General features: G+C 58.5%; 17 protein-coding genes and 1 pseudogene. 13 read left to right on the top strand and 5 right to left on the bottom strand.

Translation table 11 applies throughout. From position 1 onward, the window contains the following. The first annotated feature begins 101 nt into the window (after positions 1-101). The 3 genes from BF12_RS0101330 to cysN all read left to right on the top strand — a co-directional run bounded on the left by BF12_RS0101330 (position 102) and on the right by cysN (position 3585). Positions 102-836: a metallophosphoesterase family protein gene (locus tag BF12_RS0101330; RefSeq protein WP_024950693.1), complete on the top strand. Its 735-nt coding sequence runs from the start codon at positions 102-104 to the stop codon at positions 834-836. Between the two features lie 270 nt (positions 837-1106). Beyond that, the gene (gene cysD / locus BF12_RS0101325) at positions 1107-2018 is read left to right on the top strand and encodes a sulfate adenylyltransferase subunit CysD (RefSeq protein ID WP_024950692.1); all 912 of its coding nucleotides are present in this window, start codon (positions 1107-1109) and stop codon (positions 2016-2018) included. 115 nt (positions 2019-2133) lie between these two features. Further along, positions 2134-3585: a sulfate adenylyltransferase subunit CysN gene (cysN, locus tag BF12_RS0101320; protein ID WP_024950691.1), complete on the top strand. Its 1452-nt coding sequence runs from the start codon at positions 2134-2136 to the stop codon at positions 3583-3585. A gap of 181 nt (positions 3586-3766) precedes the next feature. Here cysN and BF12_RS0101315 read toward each other — a convergent pair whose 3' ends face one another. After that, positions 3767-4969 (bottom strand): globin domain-containing protein, encoded by a 1203-nt coding sequence (locus BF12_RS0101315; RefSeq protein WP_024950690.1) that lies wholly within the window; start codon positions 4967-4969, stop codon positions 3767-3769. A 261-nt stretch (positions 4970-5230) separates the two neighbouring features. Here BF12_RS0101315 and norR point away from each other — a divergent pair, with 261 nt between their 5' ends. Both norR and BF12_RS18130 read left to right on the top strand, forming a co-directional pair. Then, positions 5231-6667, top strand: coding sequence for a nitric oxide reductase transcriptional regulator NorR (norR, locus tag BF12_RS18135; RefSeq protein ID WP_051510641.1), 1437 nt, complete (start codon positions 5231-5233; stop codon positions 6665-6667). Next, the gene (locus tag BF12_RS18130; RefSeq protein ID WP_035158523.1) at positions 6664-6993 is read left to right on the top strand and encodes a hypothetical protein; all 330 of its coding nucleotides are present in this window, start codon (positions 6664-6666) and stop codon (positions 6991-6993) included. The genes norR and BF12_RS18130 overlap by 4 nt, the downstream gene beginning before the upstream one ends. Positions 6994-7022: 29 nt before the next feature. On the opposite strand, the gene cmoB is transcribed toward BF12_RS18130, so the two are convergent. Continuing rightward, positions 7023-8051 carry a tRNA 5-methoxyuridine(34)/uridine 5-oxyacetic acid(34) synthase CmoB gene (cmoB, locus tag BF12_RS0101305; protein ID WP_024950689.1) on the bottom strand — a complete coding sequence of 343 codons (1029 nt, stop codon included), beginning with the start codon at positions 8049-8051 and terminating at the stop codon, positions 7023-7025. Positions 8052-8083: 32 nt separating this feature from the next. Continuing rightward, positions 8084-8829, bottom strand: a pseudogene (gene cmoA, locus BF12_RS18125) (carboxy-S-adenosyl-L-methionine synthase CmoA). A gap of 203 nt (positions 8830-9032) precedes the next feature. Between cmoA and pgi the strand changes: the two are divergent. The 6 genes from pgi to BF12_RS0101270 all read left to right on the top strand — a co-directional run bounded on the left by pgi (position 9033) and on the right by BF12_RS0101270 (position 17830). After that, a complete protein-coding gene (gene pgi / locus BF12_RS0101295) occupies positions 9033-10739 on the top strand; it encodes a glucose-6-phosphate isomerase (RefSeq protein WP_024950688.1) in 1707 nt (568 codons plus the stop codon). Positions 10740-10895: 156 nt separating this feature from the next. After that, positions 10896-11630 carry a YqiA/YcfP family alpha/beta fold hydrolase gene (locus BF12_RS0101290; protein ID WP_024950687.1) on the top strand — a complete coding sequence of 245 codons (735 nt, stop codon included), beginning with the start codon at positions 10896-10898 and terminating at the stop codon, positions 11628-11630. Between the two features lie 133 nt (positions 11631-11763). Continuing rightward, on the top strand, positions 11764-13644 hold the full coding sequence (parE, locus tag BF12_RS0101285) for a DNA topoisomerase IV subunit B (protein ID WP_024950686.1): 1881 nt from the start codon (positions 11764-11766) through the stop codon (positions 13642-13644). Positions 13645-13750: 106 nt separating this feature from the next. Beyond that, complete coding sequence (gene parC, locus BF12_RS0101280; RefSeq protein ID WP_024950685.1) at positions 13751-16012, top strand: DNA topoisomerase IV subunit A; 2262 nt, start codon at positions 13751-13753, stop codon at positions 16010-16012. A gap of 91 nt (positions 16013-16103) precedes the next feature. After that, positions 16104-17315, top strand: coding sequence for a phosphoserine phosphatase SerB (serB, locus tag BF12_RS0101275; RefSeq protein ID WP_024950684.1), 1212 nt, complete (start codon positions 16104-16106; stop codon positions 17313-17315). Positions 17316-17581: 266 nt separating this feature from the next. After that, on the top strand, positions 17582-17830 hold the full coding sequence (locus BF12_RS0101270; protein ID WP_024950683.1) for a TIGR02647 family protein: 249 nt from the start codon (positions 17582-17584) through the stop codon (positions 17828-17830). A gap of 174 nt (positions 17831-18004) precedes the next feature. Here BF12_RS0101270 and BF12_RS0101265 read toward each other — a convergent pair whose 3' ends face one another. Next, positions 18005-18364 carry a 5-carboxymethyl-2-hydroxymuconate Delta-isomerase gene (locus BF12_RS0101265; RefSeq protein ID WP_024950682.1) on the bottom strand — a complete coding sequence of 120 codons (360 nt, stop codon included), beginning with the start codon at positions 18362-18364 and terminating at the stop codon, positions 18005-18007. Between the two features lie 175 nt (positions 18365-18539). Continuing rightward, positions 18540-19646, bottom strand: a complete 1107-nt coding sequence (gene epmB, locus BF12_RS0101260) for an EF-P beta-lysylation protein EpmB (RefSeq protein WP_024950681.1) — start codon at positions 19644-19646, stop codon at positions 18540-18542. A 93-nt stretch (positions 19647-19739) separates the two neighbouring features. On the opposite strand from epmB, the gene efp reads away from it, so the two are divergent. Beyond that, positions 19740-20306 carry an elongation factor P gene (gene efp / locus BF12_RS0101255; protein ID WP_024950680.1) on the top strand — a complete coding sequence of 189 codons (567 nt, stop codon included), beginning with the start codon at positions 19740-19742 and terminating at the stop codon, positions 20304-20306. 110 nt (positions 20307-20416) lie between these two features. Next, the gene (gene epmA, locus BF12_RS0101250; RefSeq protein ID WP_051510645.1) at positions 20417-21472 is read left to right on the top strand and encodes an EF-P lysine aminoacylase EpmA; all 1056 of its coding nucleotides are present in this window, start codon (positions 20417-20419) and stop codon (positions 21470-21472) included. Positions 21473-21851: the final 379 nt, after the last annotated feature.

Raw genomic sequence — 21851 nt, 5'->3', positions numbered from 1 at the left:
GCTAAACTGGTTGGTTACTGATCCCCTTGCCATGACAACGCCGCGATGGCTTTGCTGTGCTGGTGTTCCTACACCTCCTGCCCCGTCTGCTCGAGAGACTGATGCGACTGATACAGATAAGTGACTGCCACCTGCGCGCTAATCCTGAAGCGCGTTCACGACTGGGTTTTCCGTTACATCAGCTGGAGTCAGTGATAGCGCATGCTGCGAGCCTGCGCCCGGACATTCTGTTGGTGACCGGCGATGTCAGTCAGGATGAGAGCCCTGCCTCTTATCGGTTAGCCGCTGGCGCCTTTGATAGCGTCGGTTGTCCGTGGTTCTGGTTTGCGGGTAATCACGACCATCCTGATTTCATGCAGGAGCTGCGCCCCTTTCACTCCGAGCTGGACCTCGGTGACTGGCGCCTGCTGTGCCTCGATTCGCGTGTTCCAGGCCAGGCCGGTGGTGAGTTAGGGCGTGATCAACTGGCCGAGCTGGCGCTGTCATTGGAATTGTCGCTTGAACAAGACCCGCGGCCGATCCTGCTGGCCATGCATCATCATCCGCTGCCGATTGGATCGACGTGGATGGATGAGTTGGGGCTGGCCGACCGTGATGTCTTCTGGGAGACATTGAGCGCTTATCCGCAGGTCAAGGCTGTGCTGTGTGGACATATCCACCAGGCATTTGCCAGTGAGCAGGGCAATGTGGCCGTCTATGGCGTGCCTTCCACCTCGGACCAGTTTGCACCCCTCAGTCATGACTTCGTGGTTGACGAAGCGGCTCGCCCGGGCTTCAGAGTCGTGGACCTCGACAGTGAGCGACTCGAGACCTGGGTGGAGCGTGTCAACTTGTGAACGGCAGCGTGCTGCGCGTCGCAGGGGTGACATGCGCAGGCGATGGTGGTTCAAATATGCCTTTTTGGTCTTAAAAGATAGTTTCTGATTCTTTGACGTTATCAAGGCCGTGCGGTTACCGTGTCAGTATTCAGCATGTTCCGTGGGCGGTCTGTGAGAGTGAGGCGCTGGATCTACCTGCTCGATCGACCTGACCTGCGGGCACGCCCACTGATTGTCACGGGCCGCCTTTCGGGGCGACTCCCAGCGCTCACGAGGTTGCCGCACGCGATGCTTACCCCCGAACGTCAGACCCACCTCAAGCAGCTCGAGGCCGAGTCCATCCACATTATCCGCGAAGTCGCGGCCGAGTTCGCCAATCCGGTCATGCTGTATTCCATCGGCAAGGACTCTGCGGTGATGCTGCACTTGGCACGCAAGGCTTTTGCGCCGGGCGTTCCGCCGTTCCCGCTGATGCACGTCAACACCACCTGGAAATTCCAGGAAATGATCAAGTTCCGCGATGAGATGGCCGCGGAAGTGGGCATGGAGCTGATCGAGCACATCAATCAGGAAGGCGTCGCGGCGGGCATCAATCCGTTCGATCACGGCAGCGCCAAGTACACCGACATCATGAAGACTGCCGGTCTCAAGCAGGCGCTCGACAAGTACGGCTTCGATGCCGCCTTCGGTGGCGCACGTCGTGATGAAGAGGCGTCGCGTGCCAAGGAGCGTGTCTACTCCTTCCGTGACCAGTACCACCGCTGGGACCCGAAGAACCAGCGCCCGGAGCTGTGGAATATCTACAACTCCAAGATCAACAAGGGCGAGTCGATTCGTGTCTTCCCCCTCTCCAACTGGACCGAGCTGGATATCTGGCAGTACATCTATCTTGAGTCCATCAAGATCGTGCCGCTGTACTACTCCGCCGTACGTCCAGTCGTGAAGCGCGATGGTCTCGATATCATGGTTGATGATGACCGCCTGCCGCTGGCCGAAGGCGAAGTGCCGGAAATGAAGTCCGTGCGTTTCCGTACCCTGGGCTGCTACCCGCTGACCGGCGCCGTGGAATCCACTGCCGCGACCCTGCCGGAAATCATCCAGGAAATGCTGCTGACGCGTACCAGTGAGCGCTCCGGGCGTGCGATTGATCACGACCAGGCGGGCTCGATGGAGAAGAAGAAGCGCGAAGGCTACTTCTAAGCCAACACTCGTTTTTCTGAATTCATTGAATATCGTCTGATGAGCAGGCTTGTAGCCTTATATTGCGAAGGCTCGCCGATCTCATCAGGCGCATGATAGCGGCAAGGAGAAGACTGTGTCCCACGCGTCAGACAAGATTTCCGCGGATATCGAAGCCTATCTGCAAGAACATGAGCAAAAGGATCTGCTGCGTTTCATTACCTGCGGCAGTGTCGATGACGGCAAATCGACCCTGATTGGGCGCTTGCTGTTTGATTCCAAGTTGATTTATGAAGATCAGCTCGCTTCCATTACTCAAGCCTCCAAGGCCAGCGGTACCACCGGTGACGAAGTCGATCTGGCGCTGTTGGTCGATGGCCTGCAGTCCGAGCGTGAGCAGGGCATCACCATCGATGTGGCTTACCGGTTCTTCTCTACCGACAAGCGCAAGTTCATCATCGCTGACACCCCGGGGCATGAGCAGTACACCCGCAACATGGCAACGGGTGCATCCTCCGCGAGCCTGGCGATCATCCTGATCGATGCTCGCTACGGTGTGCAGACCCAGACGCGCCGTCACAGCTTCATCGCTGACCTGCTGGGTATCCAGCATCTGGTGATCGCGGTCAACAAGATGGACCTGGTCGAGTACTCCGAGGCGCGCTTTGACGAGATTGTCGCTGAGTATCAGGAATTTGCTGACAAGTTGAATGCACCGGATATCCGCTTCGTGCCGATGTCTGCGCTCAAGGGTGACAACGTCGTCAATCGTAGCCCGTCACTGGACTGGTATACCGTCGATGGCCAGGCAGGCCCCTCCTTGCTGGAAGTGTTGGAAACCGTCGAGCTGACGCAAGACCAGAATCTCAGCGATCTGCGCTTCCCGGTTCAGTACGTCAACCGGCCCAATCTCGACTTTCGTGGCTACTGTGGCACGTTGGCGGCAGGTGTGGCGCGTCCCGGTGACAGCATCAAGGTGTTGCCGTCAGGCAAGATTTCGACCATCGAGCGTATCGTGACATTCGACGGAGATCTTGACGCGGCCTATCCGGGCCAGGCCATTACGCTGACCTTGAATGACGAGATTGATATCTCGCGTGGTGACTGGCTGGTTGCGGCAGATGCCGAATTGCCTATCGCCAATGCGTTGGAAGCCGATGTCGTCTGGATGCATGAGAAGCCGCTGGAAGCGGGCCGTCAGTACGATATCAAGCTGGCAACACGCGATCTGACTGGCCAGGTCAGTGCCATCGACTATCTCTACGACGTCAATACACTTGAGCATCACATTGGCGAGAGTCTCGCGCTCAATGCCATCGGTCGCGTTCAGATTGAACTGACGCAGTCCGTGCCGGTGGATGATTACCGTTCAATTCCGGGTACTGGTAGCTTTATCATCATCGACCGTTTGAGCAATGTCACTGTCGGCGCAGGCATGATTCGTGGCGTCGGCCGTGCGGCAGGACAGCAGTCATCTCGTCAGACCGATTGGGCTGCTTTTGAGTCTGATCTCAATGCGCTGGTGCGTAAGCACTTCCCGCACTGGGAAGCGCGCGATATTCGCGAGTTGCTGGGCCGGGCTCATTGAGCAAGGTTCGTTAAGCGAGATACGAGATAACAACAACGCTGGACACGCAATAACAACACGGCTTGTACGATAGGAAGCTGGTGATAGAAAAAGCCCCCATGACCGTAAGGTCATGGGGGCTTTTTATCGAGGTGTTTTTGGTCACCATTCGCTCAGGATTATCCACCTAAGCGAGCTTGTATCAGGCGATAGCAGGCTCAGCGGTGATCGTGATTGACGGCCCGAAGTGCTCGTAATGGCAGTGAGAGACCGGTACGCCAAGAGTCGTCAGCGTTTTGATCATGGCCTGCATGAAGCCATGTGGGCCGATGACGAAGGCTTCAAGTGCTTCTGCGCTGACATTGTTGTCTACGAGCTGTCTGGCCAGCCAGTCACGCTCGATCACTCCCAGGTGGGCGTGTCTTGGCAGAGTGTCAGCCTGCTCGTAGCACACTTGATAGTGCAGCTGGTCAGGATGTCGAGCAGCGAGTGCTGTCAGGGAGGCATCGAAGGCATGAACGTCAGGATTACGCGCAGCGTGCAGGTAGATGATCTGACGGCCAGCGGCCAGTGCGGCGTCCAGTAGCGGCAACATGGGCGTCTGGCCAACCCCCGCTGACAGCAGCAATACCGGGCCTTGGTAGTCGCCGAGCGTTAGCTCACCACCCGGCGGCAGCAGATCAATTTCGTCGCCGACCGTCAATGAATGCAGGTAGTTGCTTGATTGGCCATGTGGTTCGCGTTTGACCGAGATGCGGCAGAACGCATCGTTAGGCGTATGTGACAGGCTGTAGTGGCGATGAATGGCGCCGTTAGGTGTCACCAGGCGCATGCCGATGTACTGGCCCGGCGTGAAGGAGAACAGCGGGCCCTCCAGAGGTTCCAGATACAGCGAGCGGATTTCGCTGCTTTCATCGTGCAGGCGAGCGATGCGGAAACGACGCAACCCTTGCCAACCGCCACGCGTCGCGGCAAAGCTGTCGTAGCGGCCTTGCTCGGCAGCAATCAGTACGTCCGCCAGTTCACCGTAGAGTGCGCCCCAGGCATCGGCGATTTCTGGCGTCACGGCGTCACCCAGTACTTCACCGATAGCCGCCATCAGACATTCACCGACGATGGGGTAGTGCTCCGGCAGAATGTTGAGCGACACATGCTTGCTGATGACTGGCGCGAGCAGGCGATCGACTGCTTCGCGGGAATGACGGGCACCGACATATGCCAGTACTGCACCCGCCAGGGCGCGAGCTTGCCCACCACTGGATTGGTGCGTCTGGTTGAATAGCGGCTTGACCTCAGGATAACGCTCGAACATCAGCGGGTAGAAACGCGCGGTGATAGTATTGAGATGCTCAGCTACCACGGGAGCAGTGGCGGCGATGAGGTCTTCCTGGGCGATGGTCAGCATGGCGGTACCTTGTCGTAGAGAGAAGCCGAGATGAAGTCTGGCGTAAAGGCACTCTTATGCAGCAAATGGCGTGCCAACTATTGGCAGTACTGATGCCGCGGCTTGGTTAGAGATGATGTGTTTAGTACACGCATTCGAGTTGTGTGTTTTTTACACGATAGATGTGATAATGACATCATTTTTGATGCGTCCGGCATTGTCTTGGTTATTGCTGGGCGCGTTGCCAGATATCCTGACGCTGCTGCGTGATGTGAGGTTTTGATGCCTGATGAGCGTTTCCCCGAGTACGATCACCCTATTGCCGCGTTGGCCGATTGGCTGGCCGTGCACCTGGCTGATGCCAATAAACTGATGCAGCGGCCATTGCCATGGTCACGTCTACTGACAGCAATCATGCATCAGGTGCCTGGTGAGGCGGCGACGCTGATGCGCTATCTACCCGAGCGTGATGAATTGGTGCCGCTCGCCATATTCGGGTTGCCTGCCGAAGTGCGAGGACGTCGTTTTCCGCTGGCTGAGCATCCGCGCCTCAAAGCGATTGCTGGGCATAAAGGTGTCTATCGTTTTGCAACGGATTGTGACCTGCCTGATCCCTTTGATGGCCTGCTGGGTGAAGCGCATGAGCATCAGACGGCTGACAATGCACAGCATGATCTGTTGGTGCACGACTGTGCCGGTATCGCACTGCGTGATGGTGACATCCTGCTGGGCGTGATGACCTTCGATGCGCTGACGCCCGGTGTTCTTGCGCCACTGGCACAGGTGGAGTCACTAGAGCCTCTGGAAATGCGCGAGCCATCGTTCAGCCAAACGCCAGAGTACGCTGAATTGAGAGGGTTGCTGTCGTTGCCACTGCGTTGCCTGATGTTGGTACGTGAGCGTGAAGCCACGCATACGCAGGGGCTTGTGCCACGCCCACAGGCGTTGTCACCAGTGACACTGATGAGCTGTCCGCAACGCGGACCGGCGATGGCACGATTGGAAGCTCAATTGGAGGCCGTCGCCGATACCGACATGACGGTGCTGGTTCAGGGCGAGACGGGTGTAGGCAAGGAGGGTGTGGTTCAGCGCCTGCACGACGCATCCCGTCGTGCGGCCAGGCCTCTGGTGCGTATCAACTGCGCGACATTGTCACCAGATCTGGTCGAGAGTGCATTGTTCGGCCATCGCCGCGGTGCCTTCTCAGGGGCGACGCATGACCATCGTGGCCACTTCGTGATGGCCGATGGCGGCACCTTGCTGCTCGATGAGATCGGGGAGCTACCGCTATCACTGCAGCCCAAGCTGCTGCGGGTGCTACAGGAGGGCGAGCTACAGCCGCTGGGTAGTGATCGGGTCGTCAAGGTAGATGTGCGCGTGGTAGCGGCAACCAACCGTGACCTTGAGGCCGAAGTCGCTGCTGGGCATTTTCGCGAAGACCTCTATCATCGTTTGAGTGTCTACCCGCTGCAGGTGCCGCCGTTGCGCGAGCGCGGGCGTGGCGACCTGCTGGCGTTGGCCGGTACCTTTCTTGAACACAACCGCACCCGTCTCGGGTTGGGCAACTTGCGTCTGACACCGGGGGCAGAGCGGGCACTCTGTGAGTATCCATGGCCGGGGAATGTACGTGAACTGGACCATTGCGTGAGTCGCGCCGCACTGCATGCACGTCTCTCCCAAGCTCCCAAATCGCGCGCGACGGTCGGCAGCTGGTGGTGATCACACCGGAGCTGTTGGCATTGGAGGTCGCGTCGGCATCGCCAGCGCGCGTGGGCAGCGAAGAGAGTGCAGGCTCAGCCTCGCGAGCGCAAGGTAAGCGCGGGGAGGCGGTGGCAGGCAGCGATGACGTATGCCAGAAGAGGCAGAGTGCCGCGTATGTGCCCACACAAGAAGCCGGTCTTCGCGATGCGACTGAAGGATTTCAGCGTGAGCACATTCGTCAGATATGGCAGGACTGTGAGGGCAACTGGGCAGAGGCAGCACGCCGCCTCAAGGTCGATCGCGGAAATCTGTATCGTCAGGCTAGGCGCCTTGGCGTGATATAGCACTGACTATGCATGATGCCCGCGCCGGATCAGGCGCGAGTGGCAATCAGTACGGCACGACGCGGCGCAGGATGGCCTTCACGGGTCAGGCGTGGGTCGTCAGGGTCGAGGAAGTCGCTCAGCGAGTGATAGGTCATCCAGTCGGTCGAGCGTTGCTCATCCAGCGTTGTCATGGCTTCATCGACGATGCGCACGTCCTTGAAACCGGCGCGCTCACACCAGTGAGCTAGCGCCTGAGAGGACGGCAGGAAGTAGACGTTGGGCATCGCGGCGTAGCGCTCGCCGGGCATCAGTACCGTCGTCACGTCACCTTCCACCACCAGGGTTTCCAGCACCAGTTCTCCGCCGGGGCGCAGGGCATCACGCAGCTGGAAGAGATGGTCCATCGGCGAGGGGCGATGATAGAGCACGCCCATCGAGAAGACGGTATCGAAGGCAGTCATCTTCGCGGGCACATCCTCGATGCCCACTGGCAGGAAGTGCAGGTTGCGCCCCTGGGGGTGATCCGCGCCGATGAAGTGGCGCACGGCATGGAACTGGCAGTAGAAGCGCGGCGAAGGATCGATCACCAGAGTGAAGGCGGCACCAGCGCCGACCATGCGCCAGCCGTGGTAACCATTGCCGCCACCGACATCCAGCACGCGACGGTGAGTGAGGTCCGAGAGATGCGGCGCAAGGCGCTGCCACTTCCAGTCGGAGCGCCATTCGGTGTCGATATGGAGCTCGTCGAGCTGATAGGGGCCTTTGCGCCACGGCATCATGGCGCGTAGCAGATTCTCGCTCTGGCGTTGCTGGCCCGTGCTCAGGCCTGTCGGGAAGCGAGCGCCCACGCGGTCGGCGTCCAGCTGCACCTCGCGTTCGATGGGTAGCGTCGGCAGCTTCTCCAGTGCCCCATGCCAGGCCTTGAGGTCAGCGTGACGTTTGCGATCCAGGCCTTCCGTCAGCTGAACGGGCAGGGCGCCCAGCCAGCGAGCAAAGCCGTCGCCGATGGCGCCCGGTTCGCAGGCAAGCTCAGTGAAGGCGCGGTAAAGATCACGATCGTAGGGGGAAATACTCATGCGGCAGGTCTGGTCCATGCAGGGCGTGACAGTCAATCAGCAGCTTTGAAAGCGACCATCGAGGCGAAATTCAGATACTGGAGCCAGGTATGGCTACGTACGAAGCCGGCGCGCGCCAGGCGGGCATGATGCGTGTTCAGGCTGTCCGGCTTCATCACATCCTCCAATGCCTCGCGCTTCTGCGAAATCTCGAGATCCGAGTAGCCATTGGCGCGTTTGAAATCGTGGTAACGCTCGATCAGCCAGGCATTCTCGACGGGATCATCGCTGATGATCTTCTCAGAGAGGATCAGCATGCCGCCGGGCTCCAGCGTCGCGTAAAGCTTGTCGATCACGGCGTCACGGTCTTCTGGCGGCAGAAACTGCAGCGTGAAGTTGACCACGATCATGCCGGCCGGCTGATAGTCGAGAGTGCGAATATCTGCCTGGTTGACGTTGATGCGATGCTCGGGGAAGGCCTCGGCCAGCTCGCGACTGGCACGCTCGACCATTGGCGCAGAGAGGTCAATTGCCTCGATCTCGATATCCTCTGGTGCCATCTCGCGGGCCAGTGCCATGCTGGCAGCGCCCAGTGAGCATCCCAGGTCATAAACACGCGCGCCAGGGCGCAGATGAGCCCGTGCCATCAGCCTAGCATGGCGATGATCTGACCGTACCCCGGCACCGAACGGCGCAGCATGTCCGGGAAGCAGCTGACGACCTGTTCGTCAAAGGAGAAGCTGGCAACACGGTCAAGGGGTGTCGTAAATATCGCGTCACGGTAAGATGCATCACTCATGGATCAAGGCTTCATCGGGCTATGGGCCTGGGCGACATGCCAGTGGCCGTGGAGCGGCTGGGCTGAGCGCCCCGCTGGGCCCGCCATTCTACGCACTCAGGCGCGTGACGCACCCGTCGCGATAGACCGATGATACCTCCATCAACCGATTTCAGGCCGGGCCATGCAGGGCCGGTCGATACACTTCAAGGAGAGAGGTGGCCATGTCCACTCCATCGTCAGCACGTTCTGCCCGCCGCAACAGCCAGGCCTGGCAGGCCCTTGCACGCCATCACGAAGAGCAGATGGCTGACGTGCACCTGAAGGACCTGTTCGCGGATGATGCCGCGCAGGGTCGCGACCGGGTGGCCATGTTCACGCGTTCGGCGGCAGGTCTGCGCCTGGATCTCTCGAAGCAGCGCCTCACCGGTAAGACGCTTGAGCTGCTGCTGGAGCTGGCGCGCGAGACGGGTGTCGAGCAGGGCATCAAGCGTCTGCTGGCCGGTGAGCATGTCAATCGCTCGGAAGACCGCCCGGCCCTGCATGCCGCACTACGCCTGCCACGCTCCGCCAGTCTGGAAGTGGATGGTGAGGACGTCGTGCCGGCCATCCACGAAAGCCTCGAGCATCTGGCCGAGATGGTGGAGACCTTTCACAGTGGCCAATGGCGCGGCGCCACGGGCAAGCCGATCACCGATGTCGTCAATCTCGGTGTGGGTGGCTCGGACCTCGGCCCGCTGATGGTCTCCAGTGCGCTCAATGATTGTCGTCCCAAGGGCATCCATGAGATCGGTGTGCACTTCGCGTCGACCATGGATGGCTCCCAGCTGGCGGATTATCTGGAGTCACTCAGCCCTGAAACGACCCTGTTCGTGCTGTCCTCCAAGTCGTTCTCCACCATCGATACGCTATCCAACGCGCGTACCGCACGTGACTGGCTGAGATCGCGCCTTGATCCTGAAGGACGTCTGGAAGCGCTGATCAATCGTCAGCACTTCATTGGCGCCTCCGCCAAGCCGGAGAAGATGAGCGAGTGGGGCATCGCGCCGGAACACCAGCTGCTGTTCTGGGACTGGGTCGGTGGGCGTTATTCGCTGTGGGGGACGATTGGCCTGCCTATCGCGCTGAACGTTGGCATGGATAATTTCCGTCGTTTGCTGGCCGGTGCGCATACGCTGGATGAGCACTTCCGTACTGCACCGCTGGAAGACAATCTGCCGGTATTGCTGGCGCTGGCCGGTATCTGGAACAACAATTTCCTGGATATTCGTGCCCACTCCATTCTGCCCTACGACGGACGCTTGGAATATTTCGCCAGCTATCTCGAGCAGCTGGAAATGGAATCCAACGGAAAATCCGTCACCAATGACGGTGAAATGATCGATTACTCCACCTGTCCAGTGCTGTGGGGGCAGTTGGGGCCGAATGCTCAGCACGCCTTCTACCAGCTGCTGCATCAGGGGACCCAGGCGGTCGAATGTGATTTCATCGCGCCGATGTGTCGTTATGATCACATCGAAGATGCTGAAACTCGCGGGCACCTCAAGGCGCAGCATCGTCTGACGTTGGCCAACTGCTTTGCTCAATCACGCGTATTGATGCTGGGTGATGATGCCATTCCAGGTGACGAAGAACAGCCGAATCACAAGCGTTATCGTGGTAACCAGCCGTCGACGACATTGTTGCTCGAGACATTGACGCCGGAAACGCTGGGCGCATTGATTGCACTGTATGAGCAGAAGGTCTTCGTGCAAGCCACTATCTGGGACATCAATCCCTTTGACCAATGGGGCGTGGAGCTCGGCAAGCAAATTGCCACGGCGACGGAAGCCACCATGACCAGTGGCGAAGGCTTCGGGAGCCTCGATGCCTCTAGTCGAGCACTGATCGAGGCGATATGGACGGCGCAGGGACAAGATCCGCGACGTTGAGAAGTGCTGTATTGAAGAGTCTCGGTATCTGTTGATTTATACAGTATTCTCGCTATCCTATAAGCGAATCAATCGTTTACACTAGACAGCATGACGTGGGCCAAGAGTGATCTCCATGGAGAGGCCTCTTGAGCCCGCGTGGTGTCGGGAGTACTGATGGCCAGTCCCCAATCCCCCGTGAGTACAGCACCCGTCAGGGGCTTGCTCTACCTGCATGGCTTCAACTCGGCCAATTGCTCTCCCAAGGCCAGGTTGATGCAGCGTGCAGCTGAGCAGTTCGGCTTGCCCTGCGTAATGCCGGATATTCCGCCAGAGCCCATAGCGGGTCAGGCAGCCGTTGATACGGCTTATCATGAGCTGTGTGTGCAGCTGGCGCTGGACCCTGCTGATCCTGTCTGCGATGACGCCATCATGGTGATCGGCAGCTCGATGGGAGGCTTTCTGGCTACCTGGCTGGTGGCGCGTGAGGCAGCGCGCCTCGACGGCCCAGCGGGCCCACAGCAGAGCGTGCTGCGACAAGGGCCACGCAGTGTGCTGATCAACCCGGCAGTACGCCCCACTCGATTGGTCAGCGCCTGGCTTGGTTCGACACATGCCAATCCTTATACCGGTGTGACCTTTACGGTCACCGAGGATTTCGGTCCGGGTCTGACAGCATTGGAGGCCGGTCCTGTGACGCCACAGCGTACATTGGTGCTGTTGGCCACGGCCGATGAGACATTGGACGTCAACGATGCCGCAAGGCTCTATCAAGAGTGCCGATTGGTGATTACCCCGGGCGGTGATCACGGCTTTGCGCAGCTGGCGGAGTATCTGCCAGCCATCATGGCGCACGGTGGTTATCGGCTGGCACCGGATGTCGCGGCCTCGCTGCATGTCGCACCGATCTGAGGGCCGGCTAGTGCATCTGCCCAATCAGTATCTCGACATCACACTCTTCAGGAATCGGGTTCATTTCTCAGCTATCGGCTTTGCTGACAATGAGAGATGAATCGGACGTCAACACCAAGGACACAAGGCTGCGATGAGTCAGTACAGCGCCAGTTCCATCGAGGTCCTCTCCGGCCTCGAACCGGTCCGCAAGCGGCCCGGTATGTATACCGATACGTCTCGGCCCAACCATCTGGTTCAGGAAGTCATCGATAACTCCGTCGATGAGGCGTTGGCCGGCCACGCGAAAGAAGTGCGCGTACGTCTGTTGGAAAACGGCGGCATCGAAGTGGCAGATGATGGTCGCGGCATGCCCACCGATATTCACCCTGAACATGGGGTCACCGGCATCGAGCTGATCCTCACCAAGCTTCATGCTGGTGGCAAGTTCTCACAGGACAGCTATCGCTTTTCTGGCGGTTTGCACGGGGTCGGTGTGTCGGTAGTCAACGCGCTATCCAGGCGGCTGGAAGTTGAGGTCTGCCGTGATGGCCAGCGTCAGCGCATCGCGTTCGAGAAAGGTGAAAAGGTCGAAGAGCTGGCCGTCATTGGCACCGTCGGCAAGCGCAACACCGGCACCTTGGTTCGCTTCTGGCCCGATGATAGCTACTTCGACAGCCCTAGACTTGCAATCGCACGCTTGCGTCATCTGATGCGTGCCAAGGCGGTGTTGTGCCCGGGGCTCAAGGTCGTGTTGACCGAGACGGATGGCAACGAGACCACCTGGTATTACGAGGATGGTCTACGTGACTATCTGCTGGGAGCGACTGATGGCTTTGAGCGTCTGCCGGAATCGCCGTTCATTGGCCATTTCGAAGACGATGAGCATGGCGTTGACTGGGCGATCCAGTGGTTGCCGGAAGGCGGTGAGCTGGTACAGGAACCCTACGTCAATCTGATTCCCACGCCGCTGGGCGGTACGCACGTCAATGGCATGCGTTCGGGCCTACTGGAAGCATTGAAGGAATTCTGCGACTACCGCAGTCTGTTGCCTCGCGGTGTGAAGCTGAGTGCCGATGACCTGTGGGAGCGTGCCGCCTTCGTGTTGTCGGTGAAGATGCTCGACCCACAATTCGCCGGCCAGACCAAGGAGCGACTGTCCTCGCGCAGCGTGGCGGCCTTTGTGTCTGGCGTGGTCAAAGATGCCTTCTCGCTGTGGCTCAACCACCATGTTGACCAGGCTGAGGCATTGGCTGAGCTGGTGATCTCTGCTGCTCAGCGCCGCCTCAAGAGCGCCAAGAAAGTTGCGCGCAAGAGGATTACCTCGGGCCCAGCGCTGCCGGGTAAGCTTTCTGACTGTGCGAGTTCTGATCCCGCCGACAGTGAACTTTTTCTGGTCGAGGGTGACTCTGCTGGCGGGAGTGCCAAGCAGGGCCGCAACCGCGAAACGCAGGCAATACTGCCGTTGCGCGGCAAGATCCTGAATACCTGGGAGGTGGAGTCTCACGACATCTACTCCTCACAGGAAGTTCATGATATTGCGGTCGCTATCGGACTGGACCCGGTCTCGGAAGATCTCTCCAAGCTGCGTTATCACAAGGTCTGCATCCTCGCTGATGCTGATTCTGATGGTCTGCATATCGCGACCTTGTTATGCGCGCTATTTGTGCGTCACTTCCCGGCGTTGGTGGATGCGGGCCATGTCTTCGTCGCCATGCCGCCGCTGTATCGCATCGATTTGGGCAAGGAAGTGCACTACGCCCTGGATGAGAGCGAGAAGGCGCACATCCTCAAGCAGCTGGAAGGTAAGCGTGGTACGCCTAACGTGCAGCGCTTCAAGGGTCTGGGTGAGATGAACCCGCTGCAGTTGCGTGAGACGACCATGGCGCCAGATACGCGCCGTCTGGTGCAGCTGACACGCAGCATGGATGACGGCACTCACGAGATGCTCGACATGCTGCTCGCCAAGAAGCGTGCCGCCGATCGCAAGAGTTGGATCGAAGCCTACGGCAACATGGCCGATCTTGAGGTGTGACGCTGAGCGATCGGTGTCGTGAACCCTATTGGCTGTCGTGATGACATTTTTCGGGAGAGTCGCATGACTTTCCCCGTTTTACGCTCGTAATCAAGGTCAAGCGCCCATGAGCATGGATATTCAGGTAGCGGAGGGCGACGTCGAACGTCTGGCCCTGCGTGACTACACCGAAAAGGCGTACCTCGACTACTCGATGTACGTGATTCTCGATCGTGCACTGCCGCACGTCGGCGATGGTATGAAGCCGGTGCAACGCCGCATCGTGTATGCCATGCGCGAACTGTCACTGACGGCCAATGCCAAGTACAAGAAGTCGGCGCGTACCGTCGGCGATGTACTGGGTAAATTTCACCCGCATGGTGATAGTGCCTGTTACGAAGCCATGGTGCTGATGGCACAGCCGTTCAGCTATCGCTATCCGCTAGTCGACGGGCAGGGCAACTGGGGTAGCCAGGATGACCCCAAGTCCTTCGCGGCCATGCGTTACACCGAATCGCGGCTATCGAAATATTCCGAGGTGCTGCTGTCGGAGCTCTCTCAGGGAACGGTCGACTGGGTGCCCAACTTCGATGGCACCATGAACGAGCCCAAGGTGCTACCGGCGCGCCTGCCCAATGTGCTGCTCAACGGCACGACTGGTATTGCGGTCGGCATGGCGACGGATATCCCGCCGCATAACGTGCACGAAATCGTGGCGGCGACACGTCACCTGCTGCGTCATCCGGACGCTGACAGCGATAAGCTGATGGACTTCCTGCCGGCACCAGACTTCCCCACCGAAGCGGAAATCATCACGCCGCGCGCAGACTTGGCCAAGCTTTATCGCACCGGTCGTGGCAGCGTGAAGATGCGTGCTCGCTATGTGATCGAGGAGGGTGACATCGTCATCACCTCGTTGCCGTACCAAGTGTCTGGCGCCAAGGTGATCGAGCAGATCGCTGCCCAGATGCAGGCCAAGAAACTGCCGATGGTGGCGGATTTGCGTGATGAGTCAGATCACGAGAATCCGACCCGTCTGATGATTCAGCCGCGCTCCAATCGTATCGACATCGAGGGGCTGATGGCGCATCTGTTCGCCACGACCGATCTCGAGAAGAATGCGCGCGTCAACATGAACGTCATCGACCTCAAGGGGCGCCCGCGCGTCATGGCGCTGCACGAGATGCTCTCGGAATGGCTACTCTTCCGGCGCGCTACCGTGCGACGTCGCCTTGAGCACCGCTTGGCCAAGGTCGAAGACCGTCTGCATCTGCTGGAAGGCTTGCTGGTGGCCTATCTGAATCTCGATGAGGTGATTCGCATCATCCGTGAGGAGGAAGATCCGAAGGCCAGCTTGATCGAGACCTTCAAGCTATCCGAGCGTCAAGCTGAAGCGATTCTTGAGCTGCGCCTGCGTCATCTGGCGCGCCTTGAGGAGATGAAACTTAGAGGTGAGCAGGATGAACTCAATCGGGAGCGCAAGGCGCTCAAGCACCTGCTGGGCAATGATGACGCTCTGACCGATCTGATTGACGGCGAGCTTGAGCAGGCAGGTATCGATTTCGGTGATGCTCGTCGTTCACCGCTGGTGGAGCGCGAGGATGCACGTGCCTTGTCTGAGGTTGAGTTGATGGGGGCTGACCCGATCACGGTAGCGCTGTCTGACAAGGGCTGGATTCGGGCTGCCAAGGGCCACGATATCGACCCTGAAGGACTGTCTTACAAGTCCGGTGATAGCTTCCATCTTGCGACGCGCGGCAAGACCAATCAGCCGCTGGTACTGCTGGATGACACCGGGCGTGCCTATACGCTGGCTGCCCATAATCTGCCGAGTGCACGTGGGCAGGGCGAGCCGATTACCGGTCGCATGAATCCTGCGGCCGGTGCCGCGATGATTGGTCTGCTGCTGGATGAGCCGACGGCGCGCTACTTGTTGGCTTCTGACGGCGGCTATGGTTTTGTCACGACGCTTGAACAGCTGACCGGCAAGAGCAAGTCGGGCAAGGCTGCGCTATCACTCCCGCGTGGCTGTGCCGTGTTGCCGCCAGTCGCCTTGCCGCTCAGTGATCAAGGCGTTGCGCTGGAAGTGGCCGTGGTCTCCAATGAAGGGCGCTTGCTGGTCTTCCCGCTAGCCGATCTCCCTGAGATGGCGAAGGGGAAGGGCAACAAGATGTTGTCGATCCCGGGCGAGCGAGCCGCCAACCGTGAGGAGTTCGTGCGCTCCCTGGTCGTGCTGCCAGCAGGGGCAACGTTGGTAGTGCATGCTGGTAAGCGCAAGACGTTGCTCAAGGGCGCCGATCTTGATTACTACCGTGGTGAACGTGGCCGCCGTGGTAGCAAGCTGCCCCAGGGCTTCCAGAAAGTCGACCGCCTGGCGGTCGATGGCTGACAGTCGTCCATGGTGGATGGCTGCTGAAATGCCCTTGCATGACTTTGATGATCACGATCTTGATGACCCTCTGCTCAGGAATGATTTTCCGATGACACAACGCATATTGATTCGCGCTACTGGTGTAGCGCGTCCGGGCCAGCTGGCCGGGCTCGGTCAAGCGCTGGCGCGAAGCGGCGCTCGCCTGTTGGATATCAATCAGAGTGTGACCTTCGGACTGGTATCACTGGAAGCGCTCGTCGCACTGGGTGCCGAGTCCGAGCTTGAAGCAGCGCTTGCCGCTGCTGGCGAGCAACTGGGGCTGGACGTGCAGGCAGTGCAGATTGGTGCCGAAGAATATCTGCGCTGGAGTCATCAGGCAGAGCGTCCGCGTTGGATCTTGACGCTGCTGGCGCCGCGTCTACCCGCAGGCATCCTGGCGGAAGTGGGTGGCTTGACGGCTGAATTCGGTATCACTGTTGAACTCATGCACCGCCTGTCTGGGCGTGAGCCATTGGATGGCGAGTCGCCTGCAGAGGGTGCCTGTGTTGAGTGTTGGTTGCGGTTGCCAGAAGGCGAGATCAACATCGCTGCGCTGCGTGAGAAGGCATTGGCGCTGGGCGCACTACACGGTGTTGATATTGCGATCCAGGAGGATGATATCTGGCGCCGTCATCGCCGCCTGATCTGTTTCGATATGGACTCGACATTGATCCAGACGGAAGTGATCGATGAGCTAGCGCGTCGTCACGGCGTCGGTGAAGAAGTATCTGCCGTCACTGAGCGTGCCATGCGCGGTGAGCTGGACTTCAAGGAAAGCTTCCGTGAGCGCATGAGCAAGCTCAAGGGGCTGGATGAAGCCGTGTTGGCGGATATCGCTGCCAATCTGCCGCTGATGGACGGTGTTGAGCGGCTAATGGCGAATTTGAAAGTGCTGGGTTATCGCACCGCGATTCTGTCCGGTGGCTTCACCTATTTCGCGCGCCATCTGCAGGAACTGCTGGGCTTCGATGAGATCCATGCCAATGAGCTGGTGATCGAAAACGGTAAGGTGACTGGTGAGGTGCGCGAGCCAATCGTTGATGCTGAGCGCAAGGCGCTGTTGCTGCGTGAGATTGCTGCGCGTCATGGCCTGCGCATGGAGCAGACCATTGCTGTCGGCGATGGTGCCAACGACCTCAAGATGCTTGCCGAAGCGGGGCTGGGGATTGCCTTCCGTGCCAAGCCGCTGGTGCGTGAGCAGGCACGCCAATCGATTTCCACGCTGGGTCTGGATGCCGTGTTGTATCTAATGGGCTATCACCATCAGGATCTTGAGCACTGAGTCGCACGTTATTGTCGTCAGAACGCTAAAACGCAGGGACAGTTGATCTGTCCCTGCGTTTTTTTGTGGCGATACACACTGTAATTTCAAGATCTGTATATATGGCGAAAGCAGCAGAGCGTTTGTCATTCCTTGAGCTAGACTGCAATCGAGAGAGGCAATGTGTGTCGCTATTGTTGAGCTCTTTCAATCATTGCCAATCGCTGTCTAGTACTGCGTTATTGCTGATGTATCACTACACACGCCATGCCGTCAGGAGTCCGTCCATGCCGTCACCCTATGACGATGAACTGCATCTACTGTGCCTGTTTCCGCAAGACGCCGCCCTCAAGGGACTCAAGATTCGACACGATGCTAGCCCCGACATGGTAGCTGCCGCTGAACGGCTGCATACCAAGGGATTAACCACGTTGCCTGATGGCGGTTATCTGACCTCATTGGGGCGTGAAGCTGCTGATCACGCTCACCAGCTCAATAGCCTGATGCATGCTCCGCTGGCGATGACGGGAAGCTGAGTCTGTCCTTTACATGACGACGGTAGGGCCATCGCTGAAAATAGAAGTTGAGCAACAGAAACGCCCCGCAGGGAGATGTCTGCGGGGCGTTTCTGTTGTTCTATATAAAATGTTGCACAAACCCACTCGGCTTAACACGGTAGTGAGATAGGGGAAGCCGAAGCGCGATGCCTATCAGACCTTGTGCTTGCGGTAGGTAGCACGCGTGATCTCGACAATCTCGACGCTCACCTCACGTGCAGCCTCGCAATGCGGTGTAAGTGCCGCGATCAGGATGTCAGCTAGACGTGACTTGTCTTCTTCACTGCGACCTTCCAGCTGATGGCAATGCAGATTGACGAAGCCATGCTTGTGAGAGAGTGGTGCCTGGTTACCTGCCAGTCGCCAGTGGCGCCAGCTTTCGGCACGCACCTTGATGTCGGTTTCCTTGAATAGTCCACTGGACATGGCAGCTCTGTGTAGGTCGTCCATGATGGCATCCATGTCGAGGCTCGGCGCCAGGCTGTCGGCATAGTCGATGACGAGATGGGGCATGTGATGGGCTCCTTGGCTTCGGCCACGCCTCTCGGGACGCATGCCGATGATGAAAATCGACCCGCGATAGTCGCGAAATTGGCCCGCGATAGTAGCAAATTTTGTCGCGCTCGCCGTGAATTGTTGTCGGTAGCATTCTCATGCTCATATTTACATGCTGAGAAAGGCGTGAGAATCAGACGCTGGCGATGACGGAAACATGCGATGCGGCGCTGCCAAGCGGAGTTTTCGAACCTCGACCGGGGATTTCACGTACCAAGCGTGGCATCAGGAAGCCGGGTAGATGCTCCAGCAGCGCCTCCATCAAGGCACAGGCCTCGGTATCACTGACAGTGAAATGTGCTGCGCCCTGTACAGGGTCAAAGGCGTGTAGGTAGTAGGGCAGCACGCCGCATTCAAATAACCGCTCAGCGAGAGCTGCCTGGGTCGCGACCGTGTCATTGATACCGCGCAGGATGACGCCTTGATTGAGCAACGTCACACCAATCGCCGCCAGGCGGCTCATGGCGGCTGCGACATCGTCATCCAGTTCGTTGGCATGGTTGGTATGGATCACGACGATCTTCTGCAATCGTGTCGCACCCAGCCAGCCCAGTAACTCGTCATTGATGCGATCGGGAATGACGACGGGCAAGCGGGTATGGATACGTAAGCGTTTGAGATGCGGGATCTCACCAAGGGCTTCTACCAACCAGCTCAGGCGTTTGTCGGTGGAGACCAGTGGGTCGCCACCGGAGAGAATGACTTCATGAATGCGTGTGTCAGCCCGCAGGTAGTCGAGGATATCGCGCCACTGTTCACGACTAGGTTGATGATCCTCATAGGGGAAGTGGCGGCGGAAGCAGTAACGACAGTTGATCGCACAGCCACCGCTCGCCATCAGTAACACACGGTTGGTGTACTTGTGGATCAGGCCGGGCAGGGGTGAATGGTCAGCCTCTTCCAGTGGATCATTGACGTAGCCGTCCACGACATCCATTTCGGCGTCCAGCGGTAGTACCTGACGCAGCAGAGGATCGTTCGGATCGTCTGTACGTATGCGACTGGCATAGGCCTGCGGCACCCGAATGGAAAATAATGCGTGACCATCGCGTATACCGGGCAGCAGGGTGGCGGGTAGGTCTAGCTGCTCCAGCAGTGCTTGTGGAGTCCGAATGCAGTCGCGCAGCTGAGCACGCCAGTCACCGCGTGCAGTGGGAGGTTGCTTGGAAGCCCCAGAAACAGGGCTTTCACGCTGCTCGTGCGCGATGGTATGCAAGGGTGCAGGGGTTCGGGTTATCATGCACATCACTTCTAGTCATGGTTGCAGCCCATTGCGACTGCAATCTGGAATTCATGGCGGGCAAGACCCGTTAACGAGTCGAGAGCGAGCAAGATGGCCAACTATTCTACCAACGAATTCAAGTCCGGTCTGAAAGTGATGCTGGATAATGATCCCTGTGCCATCGTCGATAATGAGCTGGTCAAGCCAGGCAAGGGGCAGGCCTTCAATCGCGTGAAGTTGCGCAACCTGAAGACTGGCCGTGTCTGGGAGCGTACTTTCAAGTCCGGCGAGAGCATTGAGGCAGCCGACGTGATGGATACCGAGATGGAGTATCTCTACGCCGACGGCGAGATGTGGCACTTCATGAAGACTGACGGTACTTTCGAACAGTATGCTGTTGATGGCAAGGCATTGGGCGATAGCACCAAGTGGCTGAAGGAGCAGGTGACCTACATCATCACTCTGTGGGACGACAACGCGATTGCCGTAACACCGCCGAACTTCATCGAGCTCGAAGTTATCGAGACGGATCCTGGCCTCAAGGGTGATACCGCCAACGGCGGCTCCAAGCCGGCGACGCTGTCTTCGGGCGCAATGGTCCGTGTGCCGCTGTTCATCAATCAGGGTGAAGTACTCAAGATTGACACTCGTAGCGCCGAGTACGTGTCTCGCGCCTGAGTTTCTTGTATGACTATGGTGCTGACCTGCTCCCTGATGCCTCGCCTTGTGCGGGGCATCATCGTGTGTGGTTCTTGATCAATGTTGATCGCCTTCCAGACGAGTTTACGATGTCTCCTAATGCTTCCCCTGATACGCCTCTACTCGATGATTGGGCACCGACGGCCACTCGGCAGCGATTGGCGCAGCGCGCTCGTCTGATGGCTGAGGTACGCGCCTTCTTTGCCGAGCGCGAGGTATTGGAGGTCGAAACACCGGTGCTTGGGCATGCGGGCTCCACCGACGTGGGCCTGGCGTCGCTCTCGCTGATGGCTCAGTTACCTGGTGAGCGCGCACGTGTGCAGATGTGGTTGCAGACCTCGCCGGAATTCCACATGAAGCGTCTGCTGGCGGCAGGAAGTGGATCGATCTTTCAGATCGCACGGGCGTTTCGTGATGGAGAGGTTAGCCGTCGCCACAATCCCGAATTTTGCATGCTGGAGTGGTACCGGCCGGGGATGAGTCTAGAGGGTTTGATGGAGGAGACTTGTGAGCTGATCCGTCGTGTGATGGCGTTAGGTGCTACGTTGACCGGCCAGCCATCGCGACTACCTGCTGGCGGTAGCTCAACTGATAAGCCGAGCTGTACGTCATATCGGGCATTATTTCTCCAGCAGCTAGCGCTTGACCCTTTCACAGCCCCTTTGAATGAGTTGCAGGCTGCTTGCGTACGCGAGTGTGAGGTGGTGGCTAGTGAGTGGTCACGAGAAACGTGTCTAGATGCATTGATGAGTCTGGTAGTTGAGCCGACGCTTGGGCAAGGTAAGGTCGAACTGATTACTGAGTATCCGGCGGCGCAGGCGGCGCTAGCCCGCAAGCATCAGGATGCGCAGGGTGATTGGGTCGCTTCACGGTTTGAGGCCTATGTGGCGGGAATCGAGCTGGCCAATGGTTACGACGAGTTGACAGATGCCACTGAGCAAGCGGCACGCTTTGCAGCAGATAATGCTGCACGAGTGCGTGAAGGGCTTGAGAATGTGGTGGAAGATCAGCGCCTGGTGGCAGCATTGGCAGCCGGTATGCCTGATAGCAGTGGTGTTGCTCTGGGGATGGATCGTCTGATCATGCTCGCACTGGGAGAGCGCGATATTGCTTCAGTCATCGCCTTTCCAGCACTGCGTGCTTGAATTGAGGTGGTAGGCGCATAAATCGCAACATAATGCGTTTATTGCTGACACGCTAAAGAAATGTCAGTGGACTAGACTGAGCGAGTCAGACAGGAAGCCTGACGTCGCAGTGTCGACAGAACATGACCAAGGGAGTGATAGCGGTGGGTCTTCTCTCATCGGGCATGATGAAGGAGGGCGACAGGGTGTCGTGACGAGCTTTCGGAGCCGTTCGTGACGTCATCCGGCAGTAGCACCGTGAGAGTGCTACGCCTGTCAGGGAGGACATCTCGCTGTTGGACGAATAGGTACGTCTCATCGCGATGGACGAGTTCCATCGTATCGCAGAGGGTGGCGGCAATTGCCGGCGCTCACTGTTGAAAAGGGAAGCCCTAGGGCT

Source organism: Cobetia crustatorum (genome assembly GCF_000591415.1).
GTDB classification, from domain to species: Bacteria; Pseudomonadota; Gammaproteobacteria; order Pseudomonadales; family Halomonadaceae; genus Cobetia; species Cobetia crustatorum.
Note: the sequence above shows the minus strand (reverse complement) of the source record. Positions and strands in the feature narration are given on the sequence as shown.

Bases quoted from the DNA above. Each gene is read 5' to 3' on its own strand.
- cmoB (WP_024950689.1), bottom strand. From the start codon at position 8,051: ATGAGTATTTCCCCCTACGATCGTGATCTTTACCGCGCCTTCACTGAG.
- BF12_RS0101330 (WP_024950693.1), top strand. From the start codon at position 102: ATGCGACTGATACAGATAAGTGACTGCCACCTGCGCGCTAATCCTGAA.
- BF12_RS0101265 (WP_024950682.1), bottom strand. From the start codon at position 18,364: ATGCCCCATCTCGTCATCGACTATGCCGACAGCCTGGCGCCGAGCCTC.
- BF12_RS0101315 (WP_024950690.1), bottom strand. From the start codon at position 4,969: ATGCTGACCATCGCCCAGGAAGACCTCATCGCCGCCACTGCTCCCGTG.
- cysD (WP_024950692.1), top strand. From the start codon at position 1,107: ATGCTTACCCCCGAACGTCAGACCCACCTCAAGCAGCTCGAGGCCGAG.
- pgi (WP_024950688.1), top strand. From the start codon at position 9,033: ATGTCCACTCCATCGTCAGCACGTTCTGCCCGCCGCAACAGCCAGGCC.
- parC (WP_024950685.1), top strand. From the start codon at position 13,751: ATGAGCATGGATATTCAGGTAGCGGAGGGCGACGTCGAACGTCTGGCC.
- norR (WP_051510641.1), top strand. From the start codon at position 5,231: ATGCCTGATGAGCGTTTCCCCGAGTACGATCACCCTATTGCCGCGTTG.
- parE (WP_024950686.1), top strand. From the start codon at position 11,764: ATGAGTCAGTACAGCGCCAGTTCCATCGAGGTCCTCTCCGGCCTCGAA.
- BF12_RS0101270 (WP_024950683.1), top strand. From the start codon at position 17,582: ATGCCGTCACCCTATGACGATGAACTGCATCTACTGTGCCTGTTTCCG.
- efp (WP_024950680.1), top strand. From the start codon at position 19,740: ATGGCCAACTATTCTACCAACGAATTCAAGTCCGGTCTGAAAGTGATG.
- epmA (WP_051510645.1), top strand. From the start codon at position 20,417: ATGTCTCCTAATGCTTCCCCTGATACGCCTCTACTCGATGATTGGGCA.
- epmB (WP_024950681.1), bottom strand. From the start codon at position 19,646: ATGATAACCCGAACCCCTGCACCCTTGCATACCATCGCGCACGAGCAG.
- serB (WP_024950684.1), top strand. From the start codon at position 16,104: ATGACACAACGCATATTGATTCGCGCTACTGGTGTAGCGCGTCCGGGC.
- BF12_RS0101290 (WP_024950687.1), top strand. From the start codon at position 10,896: ATGGCCAGTCCCCAATCCCCCGTGAGTACAGCACCCGTCAGGGGCTTG.